The sequence below is a fragment of the Flavobacterium sp. B330r genome (assembly GCF_056824325.1).
In genome coordinates, this window is sequence record NZ_CP124860.1 from 2,615,093 (window position 1) to 2,640,209 (window position 25,117).

7 protein-coding genes are annotated in these 25,117 nt (G+C 36.2%); all 7 read left to right on the forward strand.

What is annotated here, in order from left to right; all coding sequences use genetic code 11:
* Positions 1 to 453: 453 nt before the first annotated feature.
* Positions 454 to 10,884 (forward strand): T9SS type B sorting domain-containing protein, encoded by a 10,431-nt coding sequence (locus QLQ95_RS11755; protein ID WP_482503904.1) that lies wholly within the window; start codon positions 454 to 456, stop codon positions 10,882 to 10,884.
* A gap of 47 nt (positions 10,885 to 10,931) precedes the next feature.
* On the forward strand, positions 10,932 to 11,843 hold the full coding sequence (locus QLQ95_RS11760) for a PorP/SprF family type IX secretion system membrane protein (RefSeq protein WP_320492720.1): 912 nt from the start codon (positions 10,932 to 10,934) through the stop codon (positions 11,841 to 11,843).
* 8 nt (positions 11,844 to 11,851) lie between these two features.
* Positions 11,852 to 13,864, forward strand: coding sequence for an OmpA family protein (locus QLQ95_RS11765; RefSeq protein ID WP_482503905.1), 2,013 nt, complete (start codon positions 11,852 to 11,854; stop codon positions 13,862 to 13,864).
* Positions 13,865 to 14,346: 482 nt separating this feature from the next.
* A complete protein-coding gene (locus QLQ95_RS11770) occupies positions 14,347 to 14,772 on the forward strand; it encodes a CBS domain-containing protein (RefSeq protein ID WP_482503907.1) in 426 nt (141 codons plus the stop codon).
* A 153-nt stretch (positions 14,773 to 14,925) separates the two neighbouring features.
* Entirely contained in the window at positions 14,926 to 17,217 is a 2,292-nt protein-coding gene (locus tag QLQ95_RS11775) for an NADP-dependent malic enzyme (RefSeq protein ID WP_320492722.1), read from the forward strand.
* Between the two features lie 78 nt (positions 17,218 to 17,295).
* Positions 17,296 to 17,877, forward strand: coding sequence for a Holliday junction branch migration protein RuvA (ruvA, locus tag QLQ95_RS11780; protein ID WP_095927916.1), 582 nt, complete (start codon positions 17,296 to 17,298; stop codon positions 17,875 to 17,877).
* 25 nt (positions 17,878 to 17,902) lie between these two features.
* Complete coding sequence (gene sov / locus QLQ95_RS11785; RefSeq protein ID WP_482503909.1) at positions 17,903 to 25,102, forward strand: T9SS outer membrane translocon Sov/SprA; 7,200 nt, start codon at positions 17,903 to 17,905, stop codon at positions 25,100 to 25,102.
* Positions 25,103 to 25,117 lie beyond the last annotated feature (15 nt).

Sequence of the window (25,117 nt, forward strand, 5' to 3'; positions counted from 1 at the left end):
CTTCGTACTATTTTTTTTTTCCTACGTTTTTTTACCTATTTATCAATAAATTCTGTGGGAATTGAATATCTCTTCAATTATTTAAGAAAATTCCGCTGTTTTATTATCAAATATTTACAGAAATTAGATTTTCAATAGATGAACAATTGTTAAAAAATGTTGTTTAACGACTTTATGTGCACTTTGTCGGAATAATGTTGATTGATTTCATTCCTCGATATACTTTCGCACTTTCCAAATCTACTTAATTTAAAACCAGTGAGACTTTTATAGTCTTAAATTACTATATGACAATGGTCTGCATAATGTCTTTTTTATATGTATATCTTGAAAAAGCTGTTCTAAGTTTTTTTAAATCCATTTTATATTTTTTCTCGTATCTCATCAATATGCTAAAAACAATCATCTGTTTTTTAGTATCCGAAATTTCTGTTCCACAAACTCAAGTTGTCTATGCGTAACTCTACTTTTTGTAAGTCTGGATTTTACAGGCTAATTCTTTTGATTTTATTCTTTCTATTAACAAGTTATCATGCTTCTGCTCAGTTTTTTACTAAACATTACATAGCACCAGCACCTTGGCAGTATTTTAGTAATGCAAATGAAATTATAATTGCGACTAATTCTGCTGCTCCTGTAACCTTTACTATAACAAAAAGTGATGGCAGTGCTGTGGCTTTCACAAAACCTGATGGTACAGCTGCAGGTACTCTAACGACAGTAAAGGGAAGTCCTGCTGTTTATAGATTTGTGGGAAATCCAAATAGTGTTGCTTTAGGTTATAATGTAGCAGGTACAGTCTATAATGATAGAGGAATAATAGTTACCAGTACAGGGGGGGCTGTTTCTGTAAATTTAAGAAATATTGCGTCTGATGCCATAGGAGATGGTGGAGATAACTATATAAAAGGAAATGCTTCATTAACTAGTTTTGGGGATGCTGGTATTGGTGTGGAATTTAGAGTTGGATATTATCGTAATGTTGGATCAAGTGATAAAGATCGACCTTTCTATAGTGTTATGGCAATTAATAATAACACACAAGTAAAAGTAAATGGAAGTGTAGTAACAACATTAGGAGCAGGGCAAAGTTATTTATTTAATGCTGCAATTGGCTCTTTAGTGGAAACATCAGGGCGCGTTGTAATGAATACAGGAGTGCGAATAGACACTCCAGTTGCATGCGGGGATGGAACTTTTGATCAATTACCTCCAATATCTGTTTTAGGTACAGAATATTTCCTTGAAAGAGGGAAAGGCAATGACACTGCGGAGCAAACTACAGTTGTAGTGACGAAAGATAATACAGTACTGACAATAACCACTTATGGAACTAATGGGAGTGTGGTAGGTTCACCAGTAGTTACTTCGCCATTAAATGCGGGACAGTTTTACACTTTTAAAAATGGTGTTTCGGGCACGGCACTTACATCATCAAGAATTTCTGCAACTAATAATGTTGCGGTTTATTCTGGTACAGCTGATGGTTGCGAGGTTGATATTTCGACAATTGCACCAGTTTCGGCTTGTGGGGGATCTAATTTTATTGAAACTTCGACTTTTAAAGGATATAATAGAGAATCATTAGATTATTTTGGTTATGTATTATTAAGAAGTGCTACAGATTTGGTGATGCTAAATTCTGCGAATCTAGAAGAAACTATGAAGACTAGTAGACGTCAATTAGGGACTACAGGTTGGTATATAATTGATTTTAATAGAGATAAAATAGGAAATCCTAATACAATTTCTCTTAGTAGTGATTCAAAACTTACGGTTTCTATAGCGCAACAAGGTAACGGTTATTCGATGGCTGCATTTTTTTCAAATTTTGCACAACAGCCATCAGCTCCTAAAGAAACTTATATTGGCGGAAGTAGTTGTTTAAAACAATCAGCAACATTAACCACAGATGCCAACTTTGCACCATATGTATGGCGTTATAATGGAACAGTTATTCCAGGAGAAGCTTCAAATACTATAACAGTTACCAAGACAGGCTCATACACAGTAACATCAACATTATCTTGTGGTGTTAGTTCACAATCAACTCCTATTGCGGTTACACTTTGTAGTGATGTTGCTGTAGAAAATACAGTTAATGTTTCTAGTCAATGTGTAGGATCAAATGTTGTTTTCACATTAACTGCTAAAAATTTAGGACCTTCCAATGCGGAAGGTGTTTCGGTAACAGACAAATTGCCTTCAGGATATACATATGTTTCTTCTACAGCCCCAACAGGAACTTCTTATGATAACTCTACTGGGATATGGACGATTTCTAGTTTAGATAGTGGCGCAAGTGCTGTATTGACAATAACTGCTACGGTTAAAGATACAGGAACTTATTCTAATACTGCGACTATTACATCATCTAATGTGGATGATCCTACGGGCAATAATACTGCTACAGCTTCAATAACACCAAATGCTTTACCAGTTGCAGCTACCCTCGGTACAAATAGTCCAGTCTGCTCTGGATCAAATGCTGTTTTTACAATATCAGGAACATCGGGAAATGTTGTTACTTATACAGGAGCGGCTTCTGGAACGGCTACAATAGGATCTGATGGAAAAGCTACAGTTACAGTATCAAATGTAACTTCAAATGGCACCTTAAATTTAACTAATGTAAGTAATGGAACCTGTAGTCGAGCATTAACAGTTAGTGCTACAGTAACAGTAAATTCTGTGCCTGCGACGCCAACAATTTCTGTTGCTGCAACAGGGACAACATTCTGTTCAGGAGGCAGTGTTGTACTAACATCATCTGCAGGATCTGGAAACCAGTGGTATAAAGATGGAGTTGCGATTCCAAGTGCAACGAGTAAAACCTACAGTGCAACAGCGAGCGGTTCATATACAGTTACAACCAATAACGGAAACTGCACAAGTGCAGTTTCTGCAGGCACAACGGTAACGGTAAATTCATTACCAGTTGCTTTATCGTTAACTGGAAGTACAATTTGTGTTTCGCCAGGAGGAAATGGTACAATTTCTTCCTCAACTTCGGTGAGCGGAGTTAATTATCAATTATATGATTCTAGTAATACAGCGATTCAATCAGCAAAAGCTGGAAATGGGTCTGCATTAGAATGGACCAATCTGTCTGCAGCAAATGGATATTATGTGATTGCTACCAATGCATCGAGCTGTACTTCAAAGAGTAATGTAGTTAACATAACAACTAATCCTAATCCAACTATTTCAATTGGAGGTACGTTAACAGCTTGCTTAACAACTACTTTGACCACAACAACAAACGCGAGTTCACCTAATTATGTTTGGTATAAAAATAATGTCGTGATTTCTGATGAAACATCATCTTCATTAGTGGTAAATTCAGATGGAGATTATAAAGTGAAAGTTAAAAATACAGTAACAGGTTGCGAACAGACTTCTGCTGCTTCTACAGTAAAAGTTAGTGATACAGAAAAACCTGTAAAACCAACATTGGCAGATATTACAGGAGAATGTTCTGCAACAGCAACTGTTCCGACAACCACAGACAACTGTGCAGGAACAGTGACTGGAACAACAGCAGATCCATTGACATATAATGCTCAGGGAACTTATACGATCAACTGGAGTTTTAGCGACGGGAACGGAAACGTAGAAACGGCGACTCAAAAAGTAATCATTAAAGACACTCAGAAACCTGTAAAGCCAACATTGGCGGATATTACAGGAGAATGTTCAGCAACTGCAACTGCTCCGACAACAACTGATAATTGCAAAGGAACAGTTACGGGAACAACAACAGATCCATTGACATATAATGCTCAGGGAACTTATACGATTAATTGGAGTTTTAGCGATGGAAACGGAAACGTAGAAACTGCGACTCAAAAAGTAATTATTAAAGACACTCAGAAACCTGTAAAACCTGTTTTAGCAGATATTACAGCAGAATGTTCGGTGACAGTAACGGCTCCGACAACAACTGATAATTGCAAAGGAACAGTTACGGGAACAACAACAGATCCTTTGACATATAATGCTCAGGGAACTTATACCATTAACTGGAGTTTTAGCGATGGAAATGGAAACGTAGAAACTGCGATTCAAAAAGTAATTGTTAAAGACACTCAGAAACCTGTAAAACCAACATTAGCAGATATTACGGGCGAATGTTCTGCAACAGCAACTGCTCCGACAACGACGGATAATTGTAAAGGAACGGTGACTGGAACAACGACAGATCCGCTGACTTATAATGCTCAGGGAACTTATACGATTAACTGGAGTTTTAGCGACGGAAACGGAAACGTAGAAACTGCGACTCAAAAAGTAATTATTAAAGACACTCAGAAACCTGTAAAACCAACATTGGCTGACATTACGGGAAAATGCTCTGCAACAGCAACTGCTCCGACAACGACGGATAATTGTAAAGGAACAGTGACTGGAACAACGACAGATCCGCTGACTTATAATGCTCAGGGAACTTATACCATTAACTGGAGTTTTAGCGACGAAAATGGAAACGTAGAAACTGCGACTCAAAAAGTTATTATTAAAGATACCCAGAAGCCGTCAATCACTTGTCCGTTGGGAGTTTCAGTTTCAGCAGATGCGAATTCATGCACTGCAACTGGAGTTGCTTTAGGTGCTCCGACAGTATCGGATAATTGCTCTGGAACTGTAACAGTGACAAATGATGCACCTTCAAGTTTTCCAATCGGAAACACAACGGTGACATGGACAGCAACAGATGCAGGAGGAAATACAGAGACTTGCACGCAAATCGTTAACGTAATTGGTGAAATTACAGCAAATGATGATAGTGTTTCTTCATCAAATGGAGTAGCTGGAGGAGTTGTTATTACTAATGTTTTTGATAACGATGTTTTAAATTGTAATAAAGTAAATAGAGGAGATATTGATGTTACAGTAAATGGTACTGTACCTTCAGTGTTAATTTTTAATACTGCAAATGGTGCTCTTTCAGTAAAACCGAATACACCAACAGGTACTTATACTTTTGATTATTCAATTTGTGAAATTGCTAATAGTGGAAATTGCAATACAGCTACAGTTAAAGTTGAAATTGTAAATGATTTAGTAGCAGTTAAAGATGATTTCGGAACAAAAACTTCTGGATCTACAGCTGCAGTTATAGGCAATGTTAAATCAAACGACACTTTAGACGGGGCATCTGTTACGTCTGCAAACGCGGTTGTTACAATTGACAGCGACGGACCATTAAGCGTTGATGCAAATGGAGATGTTACTCTAGCAGCAAACACGCCAAGCGGAAGCTACAGCATTACATACGAAATCTGCGAGAAGGGTGCGAATCCATCAAACTGCAAGACAGCTACAGCAGAGGTTAAAGTTGAAAATGGCTTAATTGCGGTTAAAGATGATTTCGGAACAAAAACTTCTGGATCAACAGCTGCAATTGTCGGAAATGTTAAATCAAACGACACTTTGGACGGAGCATCTGTTACGTCTGTAAATACTGTTGTTACAATTGACAGCAACGTAGCATTGAGCGTTGATGCAAATGGAGATGTTACTCTTGCGGCAAACACGCCAAGCGGAAGCTACAGCATTACATACGAAATCTGCGAGAAGGGTGCGAATCCATCAAACTGCAAGACAGCTACAGCAGAGGTTAAAGTTGAAAATGGTTTAATTGCAGTTAAAGATGATTTTGGAACAAAAACTTCTGGATCTACAGCTGCAATTGTCGGAAATGTTAAATCAAATGACACTTTAGACGGAGCGTCTGTTACATCTGCAAACACGGTTATTGCAATTGACAGCGACGGACCATTAAGCGTTGATGCAAACGGAGACGTTACTCTGGCAGCAAACACGCCAAGCGGAACGTACAGCATTACATACGAAATCTGCGAGAAAGATGCGAATCCTTCAAACTGCAAGACAGCGATTGCAGAAGTTAAAGTTGAAAATGGTTTAATTGCGGTTAAAGATGACTTCGGAACAAACACTTCTGGATCTACAGCTGCAGTTATTGGCAATGTTAAATCAAACGACACTTTAGACGGAGCATCTGTTACGTCTGCAAACACGGTTGTTACAATTGACAGCGACGGACCATTAAGCGTTGATGCAAACGGAGACGTTACTCTGGCAGCCAACACGCCAAGCGGAACCTACAGCATTACATACGAAATCTGCGAGAAATCTGCTAATCCATCGAACTGCAAGACAGCTACAGCAGAGGTTAAAGTTGAAAATACAATTGACGCAGTACTAGATATTATTACTCCAATTAATGGAAACATTGGCGGAACAACAGTATCTCTAATAGGAAACGATACGCTAAATGGAGAAAAAGCAGTAATTGGAATCAATTCAGGAGAAGTTACAATAAGTATTGTAGGCACTTTACCATCAGGATTGACATTAAATACAAATGGAACTATTACAGTAGCTTCAGGAACTCCAAAAGGAGATTATAAAGTAGAATATACAATATGTGAAGTAGGTGCAGTCCCTGCAAACTGCGATTCGGTAACTATTACCGTACCGGTAACAGCAGGAAACCTTGTGGCAAATGCAGATGAAATTCCGTCAGTTTTAGGATCGAATGTTCCTCAGACATTAGGGAAAAATGTATTTGACAATGACACTAAAAATGCACAGCCATTAGACCCAGCAGATGTTACGCTGAAAACTACAGCGGCAGATCCGAAAGGATATCTGACTGTAGATGCAGACGGAAAAATTATTTTAGGCGCAAATCCTCCGGCAGGAGATTATGAGCTAACGTATGAAATCTGCGAGAAATTAAATCTGGACAACTGCAGTTCAAATACTGTGAAGGTAACAGTTGGATTGCCAGTAATTGATGCAGTTGAAGACGTGATCGCTTCGATAAACGGAAATATCGGCGGAAAAACGATTTCATTAACTGCAAACGATAAATTAAACGGAAATCCAATCACAGTTGGAACGGCAGCAGGAGAAGTTAAGTTTGAAATTATCGGAACGCTTCCAACAGGATTGACGCTGAATTCAGATTACACCATAACTGTTGCGCCAAATACTCCAAAAGGAGATTACAAAGTAGAATATAAAATCTGCGAAAACACGAATCCACTAAACTGCGACTCGGTTACTATTACCGTACCGGTAACAGCAGGAAATCTTGTGGCAAATGCTGATGAAATTCTATCAGTTTTAGGATCGAATGTTCCTCAGACATTAGGGGAAAATATATATGACAATGACACTAAAAACGCGCAGCCATTAGATCCTTCAGATGTTACGCTGAAAACTACAGCGGCAGATCCAAAAGGATATCTGACTGTAGATGCAGACGGAAAAATTATTTTAGGCGCAAATCCTCCGGCAGGAGATTATGAGCTAACGTATGAAATCTGCGAGAAATTAAATCTGGACAACTGCAGTTCAAATACTGTGAAGGTAACAGTTGGATTGCCAGTAATTGATGCAGTTGAAGACGTGATCGCTTCGATAAACGGAAATATCGGCGGAAAAACGATTTCATTAACTGCAAACGATAAATTAAACGGAAATCCAATCACAGTTGGAACGGCAGCAGGAGAAGTTAAGTTTGAAATTATCGGAACGCTTCCAACAGGATTGACGCTGAATTCAGATTACACCATAACTGTTGCGCCGAATACTCCAAAAGGAGATTACAAAGTAGAATATAAAATCTGCGAAAACACGAATCCACTAAACTGCGACTCGGTTACTATTACCGTACCGGTAACAGCAGGAAATCTTGTGGCAAATGCTGATGAAATTCTATCAGTTTTAGGATCGAATGTTCCTCAGACATTAGGGAAAAATATATATGACAATGACACTAAAAACGCGCAGCCATTAGATCCTTCAGATGTTACGCTGAAAACTACAGCGGCAGATCCGAAAGGATATCTGACTGTAGATGCAGACGGAAAAATTATCTTGGGAGCAAATCCTCCAGCAGGAGATTATGAACTGACATATGAAATCTGCGAGAAATTAAATCTAGACAACTGCAGTTCAAATACTGTGAAGGTAACAGTAGTATTGCCAGTAATTGATGCAGTTGAAGATGTGATCGCTTCGATAAACGGAAACATTGGCGGAAAAACAATTTCATTGACTGCAAACGATAAATTAAACGGAAATCCAATCACAGTTGGAACGGCAGCAGGAGAAGTTAAGTTTGAAATTATCGGAACGCTTCCAACAGGATTGACGCTGAATTCAGATTACACCATAACTGTTGCGCCGAATACTCCAAAAGGAGATTACAAAGTAGAATATAAAATCTGCGAAAACACGAATCCACTAAACTGCGACTCGGTTACTATTACCGTACCGGTAACAGCAGGAAATCTTGTGGCAAATGCTGATGAAATTCTATCAGTTTTAGGATCGAATGTTCCTCAGACATTAGGGAAAAATATATATGACAATGACACTAAAAACGCGCAGCCATTAGATCCTTCAGATGTTACGCTGAAAACTACAGCGGCAGATCCGAAAGGATATCTGACTGTAGATGCAGACGGAAAAATTATCTTGGGAGCAAATCCTCCAGCAGGAGATTATGAACTGACATATGAAATCTGCGAGAAATTAAATCTAGACAACTGCAGTTCAAATACTGTGAAGGTAACAGTAGTATTGCCAGTAATTGATGCAGTTGAAGATGTGATCGCTTCGATAAACGGAAACATTGGCGGAAAAACAATTTCATTGACTGCAAACGATAAATTAAACGGAAATCCAATCACAGTTGGAACGGCAGCAGGAGAAGTTAAATTTGAAATTATCGGAACGCTTCCATCAGGATTGACTCTGAATTCAGATTACACGATAAGTGTTGCGCCAAATACGCCGGCAGCAGATTATAAAGTCGAATACAAAATCTGTGAAATTACAAATCCATTAAATTGTGATTCGGTAATTACAGTAGTAAAAGTTACAGGGGGAAATCTTGTAGCAAATGAAGACCTTATGCCATCGGCAATTGGAGTAAACATTCCGCAGAAACTAATCAATGTTTTTGAGAACGATACTAAAGATGGAAATAAATTAGTGCCTTCAGATGTAGATCTTAAAGTAACTAAAGATGATCCAAAAGGATATTTAACGGTGGATGCAGACGGAAATGTTGTACTAGCTCCTAATGCACCTGCAGGAGAATATGAATTGACATACACAATATGCGAGAAATTAAATCCGAATAACTGTGATTCAAATGTTGTAAAAGTTACGGTAACAGAACCAAAAATGGCAGTAACTGCAAATAGTTATTGTTCAAATAATGTTCCTTATGTTAACTATTCTGTTTCGCCAGAAAATTTCACAACAAATAATCTATTAACAGTAAAATGGATTGATAGTAATAATAATGTAGTGGCAACTCAAACCAATCTGCCATTAAGCGGAGATATTTTATGGCCAGGAGCAGAGATTGACAGCAACAAAAATGGAACAGATTGGCCAGGATGGATTTTAAATAACGGAATATGGTCAGAAGGTGCCGACGGATTTGAAGCTACCAGAAATGGAGTGAAAATTGAGTTTTCATTAAATCCAACGGTTACAGTTTCTGTTGCTTATCCGCCAGCTACGCCAGATTGTAATGCACGTCCAACATTCTCAATAAAAGCAAATAATGATGAAACGGGACCTGTAAATGTGAAAAAAGGAGCAAACGCTACGGTTAATATTTTTATAAATGACTTATTGAATGGAGCGCAAATTAAGCCTTCAGATGTTATTTTATCAATACCTGTAGTAAATCCAAACTTCTCATTAAATGAAAATGGTTCAGTCAATATTGCTGCAAATACGCCAGATGGAATTTACGAATTGACTTATCAGATCTGTGAAGCTGCAAATACATCAAATTGCAGTCAAGCAGTAATTAAAATTACAGTTGATAATGTTGCAGACCCAGCTCCGCCAACAGAAAATCAAATTACTTTAAACAATGATAATGATGTTAGTGCAGATGGAATTAATGGTTCATTAGAATTTGTAAATGTTTTAGAAAATGATTTAATAAACGGAAAACCAATAAATCCTGCAGATGTTACAATTAAGCCTTTAACAGAAAGTCCGTATTTTGAATGGAATGCTGACGGAACGGTAAATGTTAAGCCAAACACGCCAGGAGGAAATTATCCGTTGACTTATCAGGTTTGCGAAAAAGCAAATTCGTCAAATTGTTCTACTGCGACATTAAATGTTTTTGTAGAAGTGCCTGCTATTTCTGTGATCAAAACAGCAGTTTTCAATGACGAAAATAAGAGCGGTTTTGCAAATGCAGGAGAAACAATTACGTACAAATTTACTGTAACCAATACAGGAAATGTACCACTTGTTGGAATCACTATAAACGATCCGTTGCCAGGAGTAGTAGTTTCTGGACCAGCAATTAATTTGGGTGTCAACGAATCTAACGAAACTAATTTTACAGCGGTTTACAAAATCACTCAAGAAGATATTAACCGTGGCAGTGTGAGTAATCAAGCAACAGTTAAAGGAAGTAGTGTAAGAGGAGTTGTAGTTGAAGATCAGTCAGACGATGCAAGCAATAGCGGAGATAGTCCAACAGTCTTAGACCTAAACGGATGTTCAATTAAAGTAATGAATGCTTTCTCTCCAAATGGAGACAGCAAGAATGCAAGATTTTATATTAGAGGAATTGAATGTTATCCAGATAATACGGTTGAAATTTATAACCGTTGGGGAGTTTTGGTTTTCAGTATAGATCAGTACAATAATAACGACCGAGTTTTTGAAGGATATTCTAACGGACGTTCTACAGTCAAACAAACAGATGGTCTTCCGGTTGGAACGTATTTCTATATCTTAAAATACAAAGATAGCGCTCAGAAATCTCATCAAGAATCTGGTTACTTATACCTTAATAAATAAAATGGATTACGGCTTAGTTAACCCTAGGCCGTTCTAAAACTTAATAAATGAAAAAATTAATTTTAGTTTTTATGTTTTTTTCGATTGTGTCAAATGCGCAACAAGATGCGCAATATACACAATACATGTATAATACAATCGAAGTCAATCCAGCCTATGCAGGCTCACGTGGAGCATTAAGCGTTTTTGGTTTGTATCGTACACAATGGGTTGGGTTAGATGGAGCGCCAGAAACGAGTACATTTTCTGTTAATACACCTTTGAATAATAGTGATTTAGGACTTGGAGTTTCTTTGGTAAATGATAAAATCGGACCAACTGTAGAGAATACTTTATCGGCAGATTTGTCGTATACAATTCCAACTTCAGATACATGGAATTTGTCTTTCGGAATAAAAGGAACAGCTAATCTTTTTAACATCGATATCAATAAATTGAGTTATGAAGATCAAGATGATCCCCAGTTTCAGAACCTTAAGAATAAATTTTCGCCCAATGTTGGAGCGGGACTTTATTTTCATTCAGACAGAGCATATGTCGGGTTATCGGTTCCTAATTTTATAGAAACAAATCGTTATGACTCAGACGATGTAGCTATTTTCAAAGAAAAAATCAATTATTATTTAATTGCAGGTTATGTATTTAATCTAGATCATTTAGAGTACATAAAGTTCAAGCCAGCTTTAATGACCAAAATGGTAGAAGGAGCTCCTTTGCAAGTTGATGTTTCAGGAAATTTTATGTTTAATGACAAATTCGTTTTAGGACTTGCTTATCGTTGGAGTGCATCTGTTAGTGCAATGGCAGGATTTCAAGTTACAAAAGGAATGTACATAGGTTATGGTTACGATCATGAAACGACACGATTAAGAAAATACAATTCTGGATCTCATGAGGTTTTCCTAAGATTCGAATTCTTTAATAATTACAATAAAATGATATCCCCAAGATTCTTTTAATACAACCTATGAAAGCTAGAAATTTAATATTGATTATTTTACTGTTTTGTTTTTTTTCAAATGTAAATGCACAAAATCCATTTACTACGATGAATATAAAATATGCAGATAAAAAATACGAAGAGTACGCTTACGCGGATGCCATAAAAGTATACGAGACTTTAGTAAATGCTGAAACTACCAACGAAGGTGTAATTCAGCGTTTGGCAAATTCATACTATTTTAATGGTGAATTAAAGAAAGCCTTAAAATGGTATGAACAACTGTTTATAATAAACGAAAACCAAGATGCTGAATATTTGTATCGATACGCACAATCATTAAAATCGGGAGGAGATTATCGTAGATCTGATGAGATTTTGCAGAAATTCAATCAAAAAGCAACTGCAGAAAAGAGAGCAGATCTTATTAGAAGTGACAAGAATTATTTAGAAGATATAAAAGAAAACTCAGGCCGATTCCAAATTGCCGACGCTGGCGTTAATTCTCGATATTCAGATTACGGAAGTGCTGTTTACAATAATAAAATCGTTTTTACTTCTGCACGCGATACAGGCGGAGTTGTTAAAGCTAATTTTCAATGGACAAACCGATCTTTCTCTAGATTATACACAGCAGATCTGCTTCCAGACGGAAGCGTTGGAAAACCAGAACTTTTAGTAAAAAGGAAAAAAGATAATTTCAATGAGTCGAGTCCGATTTTTACTAAAGATGGACGAACGATGTATTTTACTAGAAATAATTTTACAGATGGTAAAAGAAGAAGCAACGACAAAAATGTAACGCTATTAAAATTGTACAAAGCAGAATTGATCGATAACGAATGGAAAAATGTTGCAGAACTTCCGTTCAATAGCGATCAATACAGTACGGCGCATCCCGCTTTAAGCGTAGACGAAAAAACACTTTATTTTGCATCAGATATGCCAGGAGCTTTAGGACAATCTGATATTTATAAAGTTGCAATTAATAATGATGGAACTTTTGGTACACCCGAAAACTTAGGCCCAACTATTAATACAGAAGGAAGAGAAACCTTTCCTTTTATTTCTGGAGAAAATGAATTGTATTTTGCTACAGACGGACGTCCAGGTTTAGGTGGATTAGACATTTTTGCTTCTCGTATTAAAGCTAACGGAACTTATGATGACGTTTTAAATGTTGGAGAACCTGTAAATAGTAAACAAGACGATTTTGCCTTCAGTATTGACAGTAAAAGCAGAAGCGGTTATTTTTCTTCAAACAGAGAAAACGGACTGGGGATGGATGATATTTACAGATTTACAGAAACAAGAAGATTAATCTGCGAACAAAATTTATCGGGAACAGTAACAGACGCAGAGACAAAGGAAATATTGTCTAATACTTCTCTGACTTTGTTTAATGAAAAATTTGATCCAGTTGGAACAATCACTACAGATGAAAAAGGAAATTACATTTTTCCTGATCTAAGATGTGGTAAAAAATACACCATTAGGACTGCTAAAAACGATTATAATGCCAAAGAAGTTGTAGTAACAATCCTTAAAGAAAAAGGAGAAACTACTGAAATGATTGCATTAAATAAAGTCTTTAAACCACTTGCAGCAAAAACGGTAGCGATCAAAAAAGTGGCAATTAGTCCAGTAAAATTGAGTTCTATGCGTGTAGGTGTAGACATTGCAAAACTGTTAAACCTGCCTATGAATTTCTTTGATTTGGGTAAAGCAACTATTAAAAAGACATCAGAGCCACAATTAATGAAAGTGGTTAATCTTTTAAATGATTATCCAAATATGAGACTTGATATTCGTTCGCATACCGACAGCCGTTCTTCTTCAGAAAGCAATCAGATTCTTTCAGAAAAAAGAGCACAATCAACCAAAAACTGGTTGGTTCAAAAAGGAATCAGCGAAGATCGATTAAGTGCAAAAGGTTATGGAGAAACGCAATTAGTCAATAAATGTGCAGACGGAGTAAAATGTACCGAAAAACAGCATATGCAAAATAGACGAAGCGAGTTTATTATTGTTGCGATGTAAAAGAATCTTCACATAAAATTTAAAAACCCTTTTCTAAATTCTAGAAAAGGGTTTTTTGGGTTATAAATCATCCCTACGGGATAATGGATAGGTGGTGTGATAATTTTTTTTTCTACCGATCAGTCACTCCTACCGGAGTGGGGTTCGAATTATATATAATGTGTGAAAAAAACACTCCGGTAAGAGTGACTGGTCGGTAGAAAGTGAATGTTTATCCGTATTTATAATGTCCCGTAGGGACATTTGATTGGTCAAAAAAAATGAAAAAACCCCGCTAGGGGTTTCTGGTCGGTAAAAGTTAAAAAATCTAATTTTCCTCAAAAAACAATTCTAAACAATTTCATTCTTTACACTATAATTTTGAAAATATAAATTTTGATGTATTATGTTTAAAATGAATTGTTTATGTTTTTAAAAAATCGATTTCGCTGTAGATCGTGTTGGTTTTTGTTTTAACTTTATAAACCTAAAAATTTTTCATTATGACTGTAGATCAAATACTTAAAGCAAAAGGAAGGAATGTGTATTCTATCTTCTCCAATTTAACGGTTTATGATGCGTTAAAAGTTATGGGAGAAAAAAACATTGGAGCAATTTTAGTTATGGATGATACTATTTTAAAAGGAATATTGTCGGAAAGGGATTATGCCAGAAAAATTGTTCTGAAGGATAAATCTTCTAAAGAAACTTTTGTTCATGAGATTATGGAAAGTAATGTTTTTACGGTAAAACTTTCAGATAATCTTGAAGATTGTATGGAACTTATGAGCGAAAAAAGAATAAGACACCTGCCTGTTTTAGAAGACGGAACAGTGGTTGGAGTAATTTCAATCAGCGATGTGGTGAAGGCAATTATGGAAATTCAAAAAGACACAATCAACCATTTGAATTCTTATATTTCTCAATAAACAGTAACTAAAAACGATAAAAATTCAAACGAGTCCAATTTCTATTGGACTTTTTTTATTTATTCGAATAGATTTTAAGAAAAGAAAACGCTAAAAAGACGCCATTTTAAAACAAGACTTATATCTTTGTAAGCTAGAATAAATGCTAAAAAAATGAACAAAGAGAGTAAAAGAAGAGAGGCGTTACTGTACCATGCAGAACCAACTCCAGGAAAAATTCAGGTAGTTCCAACAAAAAAATATGCAACCCAGAGAGACTTATCATTGGCTTATTCGCCAGGAGTTGCAGAACCATGTTTAGAAATCGCAGCAAACAAAGAAGACGTTTATAAATATACAGCCAAAGGAAATTTAGTAGCCGTAATCTCAAACGGTACAGCTGTTTTAGGTCTTGGAAATATTGGTCCAGAAGCAGGAAAACCTGTAATGGAAGGAAAAGGTTTATTATTTAAAATATTTTCTGATATAGACGTTTTTGATATCGAAATCGATACTGAAAATGTGGAAGAATTTATTCAAACGGTAAAAAATATTGCTCCAACTTTTGGAGGTATCAATTTGGAAGATATTAAAGCTCCAGAATCTTTCGAAATAGAAAGAAGATTGATCGAAGAATTGGATATTCCGGTAATGCACGACGACCAGCACGGAACAGCAATTATCTCTTCTGCAGCTTTAATCAATGCACTTGAATTGGCAGGTAAAAAAGCAGAAGACGTAAAAGTAGTAGTTTCTGGAGCAGGATCTGCGGCGATTGCGTGTACAGATTTATATGTTTTACTTGGAGTAAAAGTAGAAAACGTTTTAATGTACAATAGTAAAGGACTTTTAACTAAAGATAATCCTGCACTTTCAGATTTACAATTAAAATATGCAATTGACGGACCTCAGATTCCTTTGGCAGAAGCGGTAAAAGACGCTGACGTTTTCATCGGATTATCTTCTGGAGATATTCTTTCGCCAGAAATGTTATTGACAATGTCTAAAAATCCGATCGTTTTTGCAATGGCAAACCCGAATCCGGAAATCGATTATAACTTAGCTACAGAAACTCGTAAAGATGTTATTATGGCTACGGGACGTTCAGATTTTCCTAATCAGGTAAATAACGTTTTAGGTTTTCCTTATATTTTTAGAGGAGCGCTAGACGTAAGAGCGACAAAAATTAATGAAGAAATGAAAATGGCGGCTGTAAAAGCTTTAGCTATTTTGGCAAAAGAACCAGTTCCAGAACAAGTTAACGTAGCATACGGTGCAACAAAACTTGGTTTTGGTCAAGAATATATCATTCCTAAACCATTCGATCCTAGATTGATTACAGTGGTAGCTCCAGCGGTTGCAAAAGCAGCAATGGAATCTGGAGTGGCAAAAAATCCTATTACAGACTGGGCAGCTTACGAAGATGTTCTTCGCGAACGTATGGGTAACGATAACAAAATGGTGCGTTTGATTACAAACCGTGCAAAATTAAACCCGAAGAAAATTGTTTTTGCTGAAGCAGATCAATTAAACGTTTTAAAAGCAGCACAAATTGTTTACGAGGACGGAATCGGATTCCCAATCTTATTAGGGAATAAAGAACAGATTTTGGAATTAAAAGCAGAATTAGGTTTTGATGCCGATTTAGAAATTATCGATCCCAAAACAGATGAGGAAGCCGTAAGACGTAACAAGTTTGCAAAATCATTCTGGGAAACTAGAGGAAGAAGAGGTGTTTCTAAATTAGATGCTGAAAAATTCATGCGCGAAAGAAACTACTTTGCCGCTATGATGGTTAACGAAGGAGAGGCAGATGCAGTGGTAACAGGACATTCTAGAAGCTATCCTTCAGTAGTTAAACCAATGCTTCAGTTAATCGAAAAAGCGCCTAACGCTTCTTTGGTGGCAACTGCAAATATGATGCTTACTTCTCGTGGGCCAATGTTTTTATCAGATACTGCAATAAACATTAATCCGTCTGCACAAGATTTGATTAATATTGCCATTATGACTGCAAAAACGGCAAAAATGTTTGGTATTGAGCCCGTTATAGCAATGGTTTCATTCTCAAACTTTGGTTCTTCAACTAGCGAAAGCGCTTCAAAAGTTAGAGAAGCTGTAGCTTACTTGCATAAAAATCATCCAGAATTAATTGTGGATGGAGAAATTCAAGCAGATTTTGCATTAAATCCAGAAATGCTTCAAGAGAAATTCCCATTCTCTAAATTAGCAGGAAAAAAAGTGAATACATTGGTTTTCCCTAACTTAGAATCAGCAAATATCACTTACAAATTATTGAAAGAATTGTATAAAGTGAATTCAATAGGACCAATTATGATGGGTATGGGCAAACCAGTTCACATTTTCCAATTGGGTGCTAGCGTTGAAGAAATGGTAAATATGGCAGCTATTGCTGTTATTGATGCACAGGAAAAAGAAAGTAAAAAGAATAAAATAACACAATAAACGTTCTAACAAGGATTGAACAAATTTGTCGTAGTTTTATGGCATTTTTGTTATATTTGATACTAATAAATTACATTTATGATAGCACATTTGCAGGGAAGATTAGTAGAAAAGAATCCTACAGAGGTTGTAATTGATTGTGGAGGGGTTGGTTATCAGGTAAATATATCGCTACATACCTTCTCCTTAATTCCAAATTCTGAAAATATAAAATTGTATACGCATCTTCAAATTAAAGAAGATGCGCATACTTTATATGGTTTTGCCGAAAAATCGGAGCGCGAAATTTTTAGAATGCTGCTTTCTGTTTCAGGAATCGGAGCTGGAATCGCGAGAACGATGCTTTCGTCTATAGAACCAAAACAAATTATAAACGCTATTGCATCGGGAGATGTTGGCGTAATCCAATCTATCAAAGGGATTGGAAACAAAACGGCACAAAGAGTTATACTTGATTTAAAGGAAAAAGTTGTTAAATTGTACGATATTGACGAAGTTTTTGCTGTTCAAAACAATAGAAACCGAGATGAAGCGTTATCTGCTCTAGAAGTGTTAGGTTTTGTCCGAAAAGCTTCAGAAAAAGTGGTAGAAAGAATCGTAAAAGAAGATCCAGAAGCTACCGTTGAAACAATTATCAAAAAGGCTTTAAAAAGCTTATAAATTTCATTTTATATAAAAGAATTCTATGCGTAAAATTTGTATTTTGTTGCTGGTATTGCTCTGCGGTAATGTTTTACGGGCACAGGTTACACCGGCGGCACAAGATACAACTAAAACTCAGTTTTCAGTAGGTAAGATAGAGCTCGAAGATCCTCCGAGCGTACTTTCGGCATATAGATACGATCCTATTACAGATCGTTATATCTATACCAATTCGGTAGATGGTTTCTCCATCAATTACCCTTTAATTCTAACTCCAAAAGAATACGAAGATTTAGTTCTGAAAGAAGCAAGAAGAGATTATTTTAGAAAAAAATCTGATGCTATTGATGGTAAAAAAGCGGGAGCCGAGGCAGCCAAAAAAGATTTATTGCCAAGATATTATATCAATTCGAGCTTGTTCGAAAGCATTTTTGGAAGTAATACCATAGATGTAAAGCCCACAGGGTCAGTAGAAATGGATTTGGGGATGCGTTATACTAAACAAGACAATCCTTCATTTTCGCCAAGAAACAGATCTTCTCTAACTTTTGATTTTGATCAAAGAATCAGTATGAGTTTAATGGGAAAAATTGGAACTCGTTTGGAGGTAAATGCCAACTACGATACACAATCTACATTTGCTTTTCAGAACTTATTTAAACTAGCTTACACGCCTTCAGAGGACGATATTGTTCAGAAAGTTGAGGTCGGTAATGTGAGCATGCCTTTAAATAGTACCTTAATTCGAGGCGCACAAAGTTTATTTGGGGTTAAAGCACAACTGCAATTTGGTAAGACAACTGTTACGGGAGTTTTCTCAGAACAAAAGTCTCAAACCAAAAGTATAGTCGCAGAGGGTGGTGGTACCGTACAAAACTTCGATTTGTTTGCCTTAGATTATGATAATGACCGACATTTCTTCTTATCACAATACTTTAGAAATAAATACGATTCTTCTCTTAAAAACTATCCGTTAATTGACAGCCGTGTTCAAGTTACCAGAATCGAAGTGTGGGTAACGAATAAACAAAATAGGGTAACAACAACCAGTAACAACTTAAGAAACGTTATTGCGCTTCAGGATTTAGGGGAAGGACAAGTTTCTGGTGTGCCAGATAATCAGGTTGTTGTAATTACAAATCCTGGGGGATTCTTTAATAATCCAATAGATTCACCTACAGATAATACAAATAACAAATACGATCCGGCATCAATTGGAAAAGCAGGAAGTTATTTAAACTCTAATATTAGAGAAATTGTAACAGCAAAATCTGGATTTAATAATACCAACGTAAACGAGGGAACTGATTATTCTGTTCTGGAAAATGCTAGAAAATTAACTACAAACGAATATACTTTTAACGCACAGTTGGGTTACATCTCGTTACAGCAGAGATTGGCCAATGACGAAATTCTAGCGGTTGCGTTTGAATATACAGTTGGAGGAAAAACATACCAAGTAGGGGAGTTTGGTAGTGATGGTGTAGATGCAACTGTAGTTACAGGAAACAACAATGCCAATCAAGCAATTGTAACACAGAGTTTGGTTTTAAAAATGCTGAAAAGTAGTTTGACAAACGTTCAAAATCCGGTTTGGAACTTGATGATGAAAAACGTTTATCAAATTCCTCAAGCCTACCAAATCAAACAAGAAGATTTTAGACTTAATATTCTTTATACCGATCCTTCGCCAATAAATTATATTACGCCAGTAACAGGAAGTACTTTTCCGGCAAATCCTGCACCAGACGATAAAGTAGACCAAACGCCATTATTGAATGTTTTTAATCTTGACCGTTTAAATTACAACAACGATCCGCAAACAGGAGGAGACGGATTCTTCGATTATGTTCCAGGAGTTACGGTTGATGTGCAGAATGCCCGAATTATTTTCACCACTAAAGAGCCTTTTGGAGAACTTTTATTTAGAAAGTTAAACACCAACTCTGGAGAAAGTTATAATGATCCAGCTACCTATAATGCAAATCAGAAGAAGTATGTGTTTAGAAACATGTACAGAAATACTCAGGCTGGGGCATTGCAGGATAGCGATAAAAACAAATTCTTATTAAGAGGAAAATATAAATCTTCGGGAAGCAATGGTATTCCTATCGGAGCCTTTAACGTTCCGCAAGGGTCTGTTGTGGTAACTGCTGCAGGACGTGTTTTAGTAGAGGGTATAGATTATAGTGTCGATTATCAATTAGGACGTGTGCAGATATTAGATCCTTCGCTTCAAGCTTCTAATACACCGATTGAAGTTTCGTTGGAGAACAATTCAATCTTTGGGCAGCAGACAAGAAGATTTATGGGATTCAATGTTGAACATAAAATTTCTGAAAAGTTTGTGGTTGGAGGTACATTCTTAAAAATGACAGAACGTCCTTTCACTCAAAAATCAAGCTACGGACAAGAATCTGTAAATAATACCATTTTTGGTTTTAATGGAAATTATGCGACAGAAGTTCCGTTTTTGACAAGATTGGCTAATAAATTACCTAATATAGATACCGATGTTCCGTCTAATCTTTCGATTCGTGGAGAAGTCGCATTTTTGAAACCAGATGCTCCAAAAGCAAGTGATTTTGAAGGCGAAGCAACCATTTATATTGATGATTTTGAAGGTACTCAGACTACAATCGATATGAGATCTGCTTATGCATGGAGTTTGGCTTCTACACCATTTATTACTTCTGCAACAGACAATACTTTCAATGCCAACTCCAATACGCTTGAGTATGGTTTTAAACGTGCAAAATTGGCTTGGTATACTATCGATCCAATTTTCTACACCTCAAAACCATCAGGAGTCTCAAATGATGATTTATCATTAAACTCAACAAGAAGAATTTATAGCAGAGAGCTTTATCCAAATACAGATATTGCACAAGGGCAGATTCAGGTTGTTAATACATTAGACTTAACATATTATCCATCAGATAGAGGGCCTTACAATAATAACCCTAATTTTAGTTCAAGCAGTCCTTCATCTAATTTTGGTGGAATTATGCGTGCGCTGAATTCTACAAACTTTGAGCAAGGAAATGTTGAATACATTCAGTTCTGGGTACTTGATCCTTATGTTGGAACGGGGCAGGCTCAAGGAACTAATAATGGGAAAATTTACTTCAATTTAGGAGAAGTTTCAGAAGATGTTCTAAAAGACGGAAGAAAACAATATGAAAATGGTTTAGGACCAGATCAGATTATGGTAAATCCACAACCGATTTGGGGAGACGTGCCAGCATCTCAATCATTGATTTATGCATTTGATACTAATCCAGACAATCGTAAAAATCAGGATGTTGGTTTAGATGGTTTGCCAGACGCAAAAGAGGGATCAATCTATACCAACTATGCAGGAGAAGAAGATCCCGCAGCAGATAACTATAAATACTTCTTAAATACAGAAGGAGGCATTTTACAGCGTTATAAAAGATACAATGGAACAGAGGGGAACTCTGCCGTAAGCGTTGATGATCCAAATCGTGGTTCTACAACTCTTCCAGACGTTGAAGACATCAATCGTGATAATACCATGAGTACAATCAATGCGTATTATGAATATAGTATTGATGTAAGACCAGGAATGCAAGTTGGAGAAAATTATATTACGGATATTAGAGAGGTTCAAAACGTAGATCTTCCTAATGGTAGTACAACCAATGCAAGATGGATTCAGTTTAAAATTCCGGTTTCGAAACCTCAAAATACTATTGGAAATATTACCGATTTTAGATCTATTCGTTTCATGCGTATGTTTATGACTGGGTTTAACGATCAAATGACAGTTCGTTTTGGGGCATTAGATTTAGTTAGAGGAGAATGGAGAAAGTATACAGGAACACTTGATGCAAATGATACAAATCCTGATGATGACGGAACTCAATTTGATGTTGCAGCTGTAAATATTCAGGAAAACGGAACTAAATGTCCTGTAAATTATGTTATTCCGCCAGGAGTTCAAAGAGAGCAATTGTACAACAATAACACAATTATCAATCAGAACGAACAGTCTTTAGCATTGCGAATTGCAGGTTCCGGATTAGAATATCAAGATTCTAGAGCAGTTTTCAAAAATGTAAGTGTTGATATGCGTCAGTACAAAAAACTGAAAATGTTCCTTCATGCAGAATCTCTTCCAAATGAAACTCAGCTTTTAGACGATGAGATGATCGGATTTATTCGTTTTGGTAATGACTTCACACAAAACTTTTATCAAATTGAGATTCCATTAAAAGTAACGAGAACTGGAGGGAGTTGTACTATAAGTCCAGATCAAGTGTGGCTTGAAGAAAATAATATTGATGTAGCACTTTCATTACTTACTAGAATGAAAATCTTGGGAATGAATATCGATATTAATTCGCCAAAAAGAGATATAAATGGTATTTATTATCCAGACCGAGATCCAGATGTAGACGGTGGTGACCAGGATGGTAAATTGACTTTAGGTATTAAAGGAAATCCGAATTTCGGTTTAGTTCGAAATTTAATGGTCGGGGTAAAAAGCGCGGCAAACCATAAGGATATTATGGGAGAAGTATGGTTTAACGAACTTCGTATGTCCGATTTGGAAAACAAAGGAGGTATGGCTGCATTACTGAATGTAGATACCAATATGGCCGATTTAATGACATTATCTGCTTCTGGAAAAAAGAGCACAATCGGTTTTGGTTCTCTTGAGCAAGGAGCCAACGAGAGAGATCGTGAAGATATTCAGCAGTACAACATTGTAACCAATATAAATTTAGGAAAGTTATTGCCACCGAAATGGGGTATTAATCTTCCATTCAATTATGCTATTGGAGAAGAAGTTATTACGCCAGAATACGATCCGTTTAATCAGGATATTAAGTTAGATCAATTAATAGCAGAAACTACAGATCCGACAGAAAAAGAAAATATTAGAACCCGTGCGGTTGATTACACGAAGCGTAAAAGCATCAATTTTATTGGGGTAAGAAAAGATAGAGCGCCAGAACAGAAGCCGCATGTTTATGATGTAGAAAACTTTACGTTCTCGCAGTCATATAATCAGGTAGAGCGACATGATTATGAAGTTGAAAGTTATAATGATGAGCAGTCTAATACTTCGGTCAATTATGCTTACACTTTTCAGCCTAAAGAAGTAGTTCCGTTTAAGCAAACCAAATTCATGAAAACAAGTGAATATTGGAAATTGCTAAGCGACTTTAATATCAATTATCTTCCTTCGAACGTTTCATTTAATACCAATATTTTAAGGCAAAGTAATCGCCAGCAATACAGACAAGTTGATGTAGAAGGCATTGGATTAGATCCTCTTTACAGAAGAAACTTTGCATTTAATTATCAGTATGGTTTCGGATTTAATTTGACAAAATCGTTAAAATTAAATTACACAGCAGCGTCTAACAATATTGTAAGAAACTTTTTGAACGACGATAATACGCCAAAAGAAGATTTTAATATCTGGGATGATTATTTTGATATTGGTATACCAAATCAGCATTTACAGCAATTGGTTTTAAACTATGACATTCCAATTAATAAAATTCCAATATTTAGTTTTATAAAAGCAAACTATTCTTATACGGCAGATTACAATTGGCAAAGATCGTCTACGGCGCTTTCTCAATACGTTGATGACAGTGGAGTGTCTTGGGATTTAGGAAATACGGTTCAAAATGCCAATTCGAATACTTTCTCTACGACATTAAATATGAATACGCTGTATAAATATTTAGGTTTGACACCAGGGGGTAAACCAGCAAAACCAAAACCTGTTGCACCACCAAAACCGGGAGAGAAAATTGTAAATACGGCTAAACCAGTTACCAGCAGTAATCCTTTTTATGATGGTTTGATCGGGGTTTTAACAAGTATTAAAAATGTTCAAATCAACTATACAAAAAATAGCGGAACCGTTTTGCCGGGATATATTCCTGGAGTTGGTTTCTTTGGTACATCTAAACCTTCGTTAGGGTTTGTTTTCGGTAGTCAGGATGATGTACGCTTTGAAGCTGCCAAAAATGGATGGCTGACTAATTACCAGAATTTTAATCAAAACTTTACGCAAGTAAGTAATAAGCTTTTGAAAGTAATGGCAAACGTAGATTTACTGCCTGATTTGAAAATCGATCTGGCTATGGATCGTGCTTATTCTGAAAACTCATCAGAGCAATACAGTGTAGATCAAAATACAGGCGAGTATATCGCATTATCACCATACAGTTATGGAATGTTTTCAATTTCTACAGTATTGATTAAGACTGCTTTCTCAACAAGTTCAGAAACGGAGTCTTCTGCGTTTGATGATTTTAGAAGCAATCGTTTAGTTATTGCAAATCGTTTGGCAGAACAGCATTATGGAGGAGGGGAGATTCCTAGATATGGAGATGCAAATAATCCTATCCCAGATGAATCAGATCCGAATTATAAAATTTATGTAGCCAATCAAGGTTATCCTATTGGTTTCTCAAAAAGTAATCAAGCCGTATTATTACCTTCATTTATGGCGGCATATACAGGAGCAGATGCTTCAAAGAGTTCAACAGGGATTTTTAGAAGTTTCCCTATCCCGAACTGGAATGTGAAGTATAATGGTTTAATGCGTTATAAGTATTTCAAAGATCATTTTAGACGTTTTTCGTTACAACATAATTATAGAGCATCATATACAATAAGTCAGTTTAGGTCAAATTTTGATTATTTGGAAACCCCTGGAGGGCAAGACGTAAATACGAACTTCTTCAATAAAACAATCATGTCTAATGTTAACTTAGTGGAGCAATTTAGCCCGCTGATGAGAATTGATTTTGAGTTGAAAAATTCATTCCGTTTATTGACAGAAGTTAAAAAGGACCGTGCATTGTCTATGAGTTTTGATAATAATTTATTGACAGAGGTTAAAGGAATAGAGTATGTTGTTGGAGTAGGATATCGTTTTAAAGATGTTATTATTTCATCAAGATTGGCAGATAATCCAACTGGAATTATTAAGAGTGATATCAATATAAAAGCTGATTTTTCATATAGAAATAATGAAACTTTAGTTCGATATTTAGATTACGATAATAATCAGCTGGCAGCGGGACAGAACATCTGGACTTTAAAATTAACTGCCGATTATGCGTTTAGTAAAAACTTAACAGCAATATTTTATTACGATCATTCGTTCTCGAAAGCAGTTATTTCGACTTCTTTCCCTTTAACGAATATCAGATCAGGTTTCACACTTCGTTATAATTTTGGAAATTAAATTTTAGTTTCTAAA

Excerpts from the sequence above, each read along its gene's own strand:
- QLQ95_RS11765 (WP_482503905.1), top strand. The coding sequence starts at position 11,852 with ATGAAAGCTAGAAATTTAATATTGATTATTTTACTGTTTTGTTTTTTT.
- QLQ95_RS11755 (WP_482503904.1), top strand. The coding sequence starts at position 454 with ATGCGTAACTCTACTTTTTGTAAGTCTGGATTTTACAGGCTAATTCTT.
- QLQ95_RS11770 (WP_482503907.1), top strand. The coding sequence starts at position 14,347 with ATGACTGTAGATCAAATACTTAAAGCAAAAGGAAGGAATGTGTATTCT.
- QLQ95_RS11760 (WP_320492720.1), top strand. The coding sequence starts at position 10,932 with ATGAAAAAATTAATTTTAGTTTTTATGTTTTTTTCGATTGTGTCAAAT.
- sov (WP_482503909.1), top strand. The coding sequence starts at position 17,903 with ATGCGTAAAATTTGTATTTTGTTGCTGGTATTGCTCTGCGGTAATGTT.
- QLQ95_RS11775 (WP_320492722.1), top strand. The coding sequence starts at position 14,926 with ATGAACAAAGAGAGTAAAAGAAGAGAGGCGTTACTGTACCATGCAGAA.
- ruvA (WP_095927916.1), top strand. The coding sequence starts at position 17,296 with ATGATAGCACATTTGCAGGGAAGATTAGTAGAAAAGAATCCTACAGAG.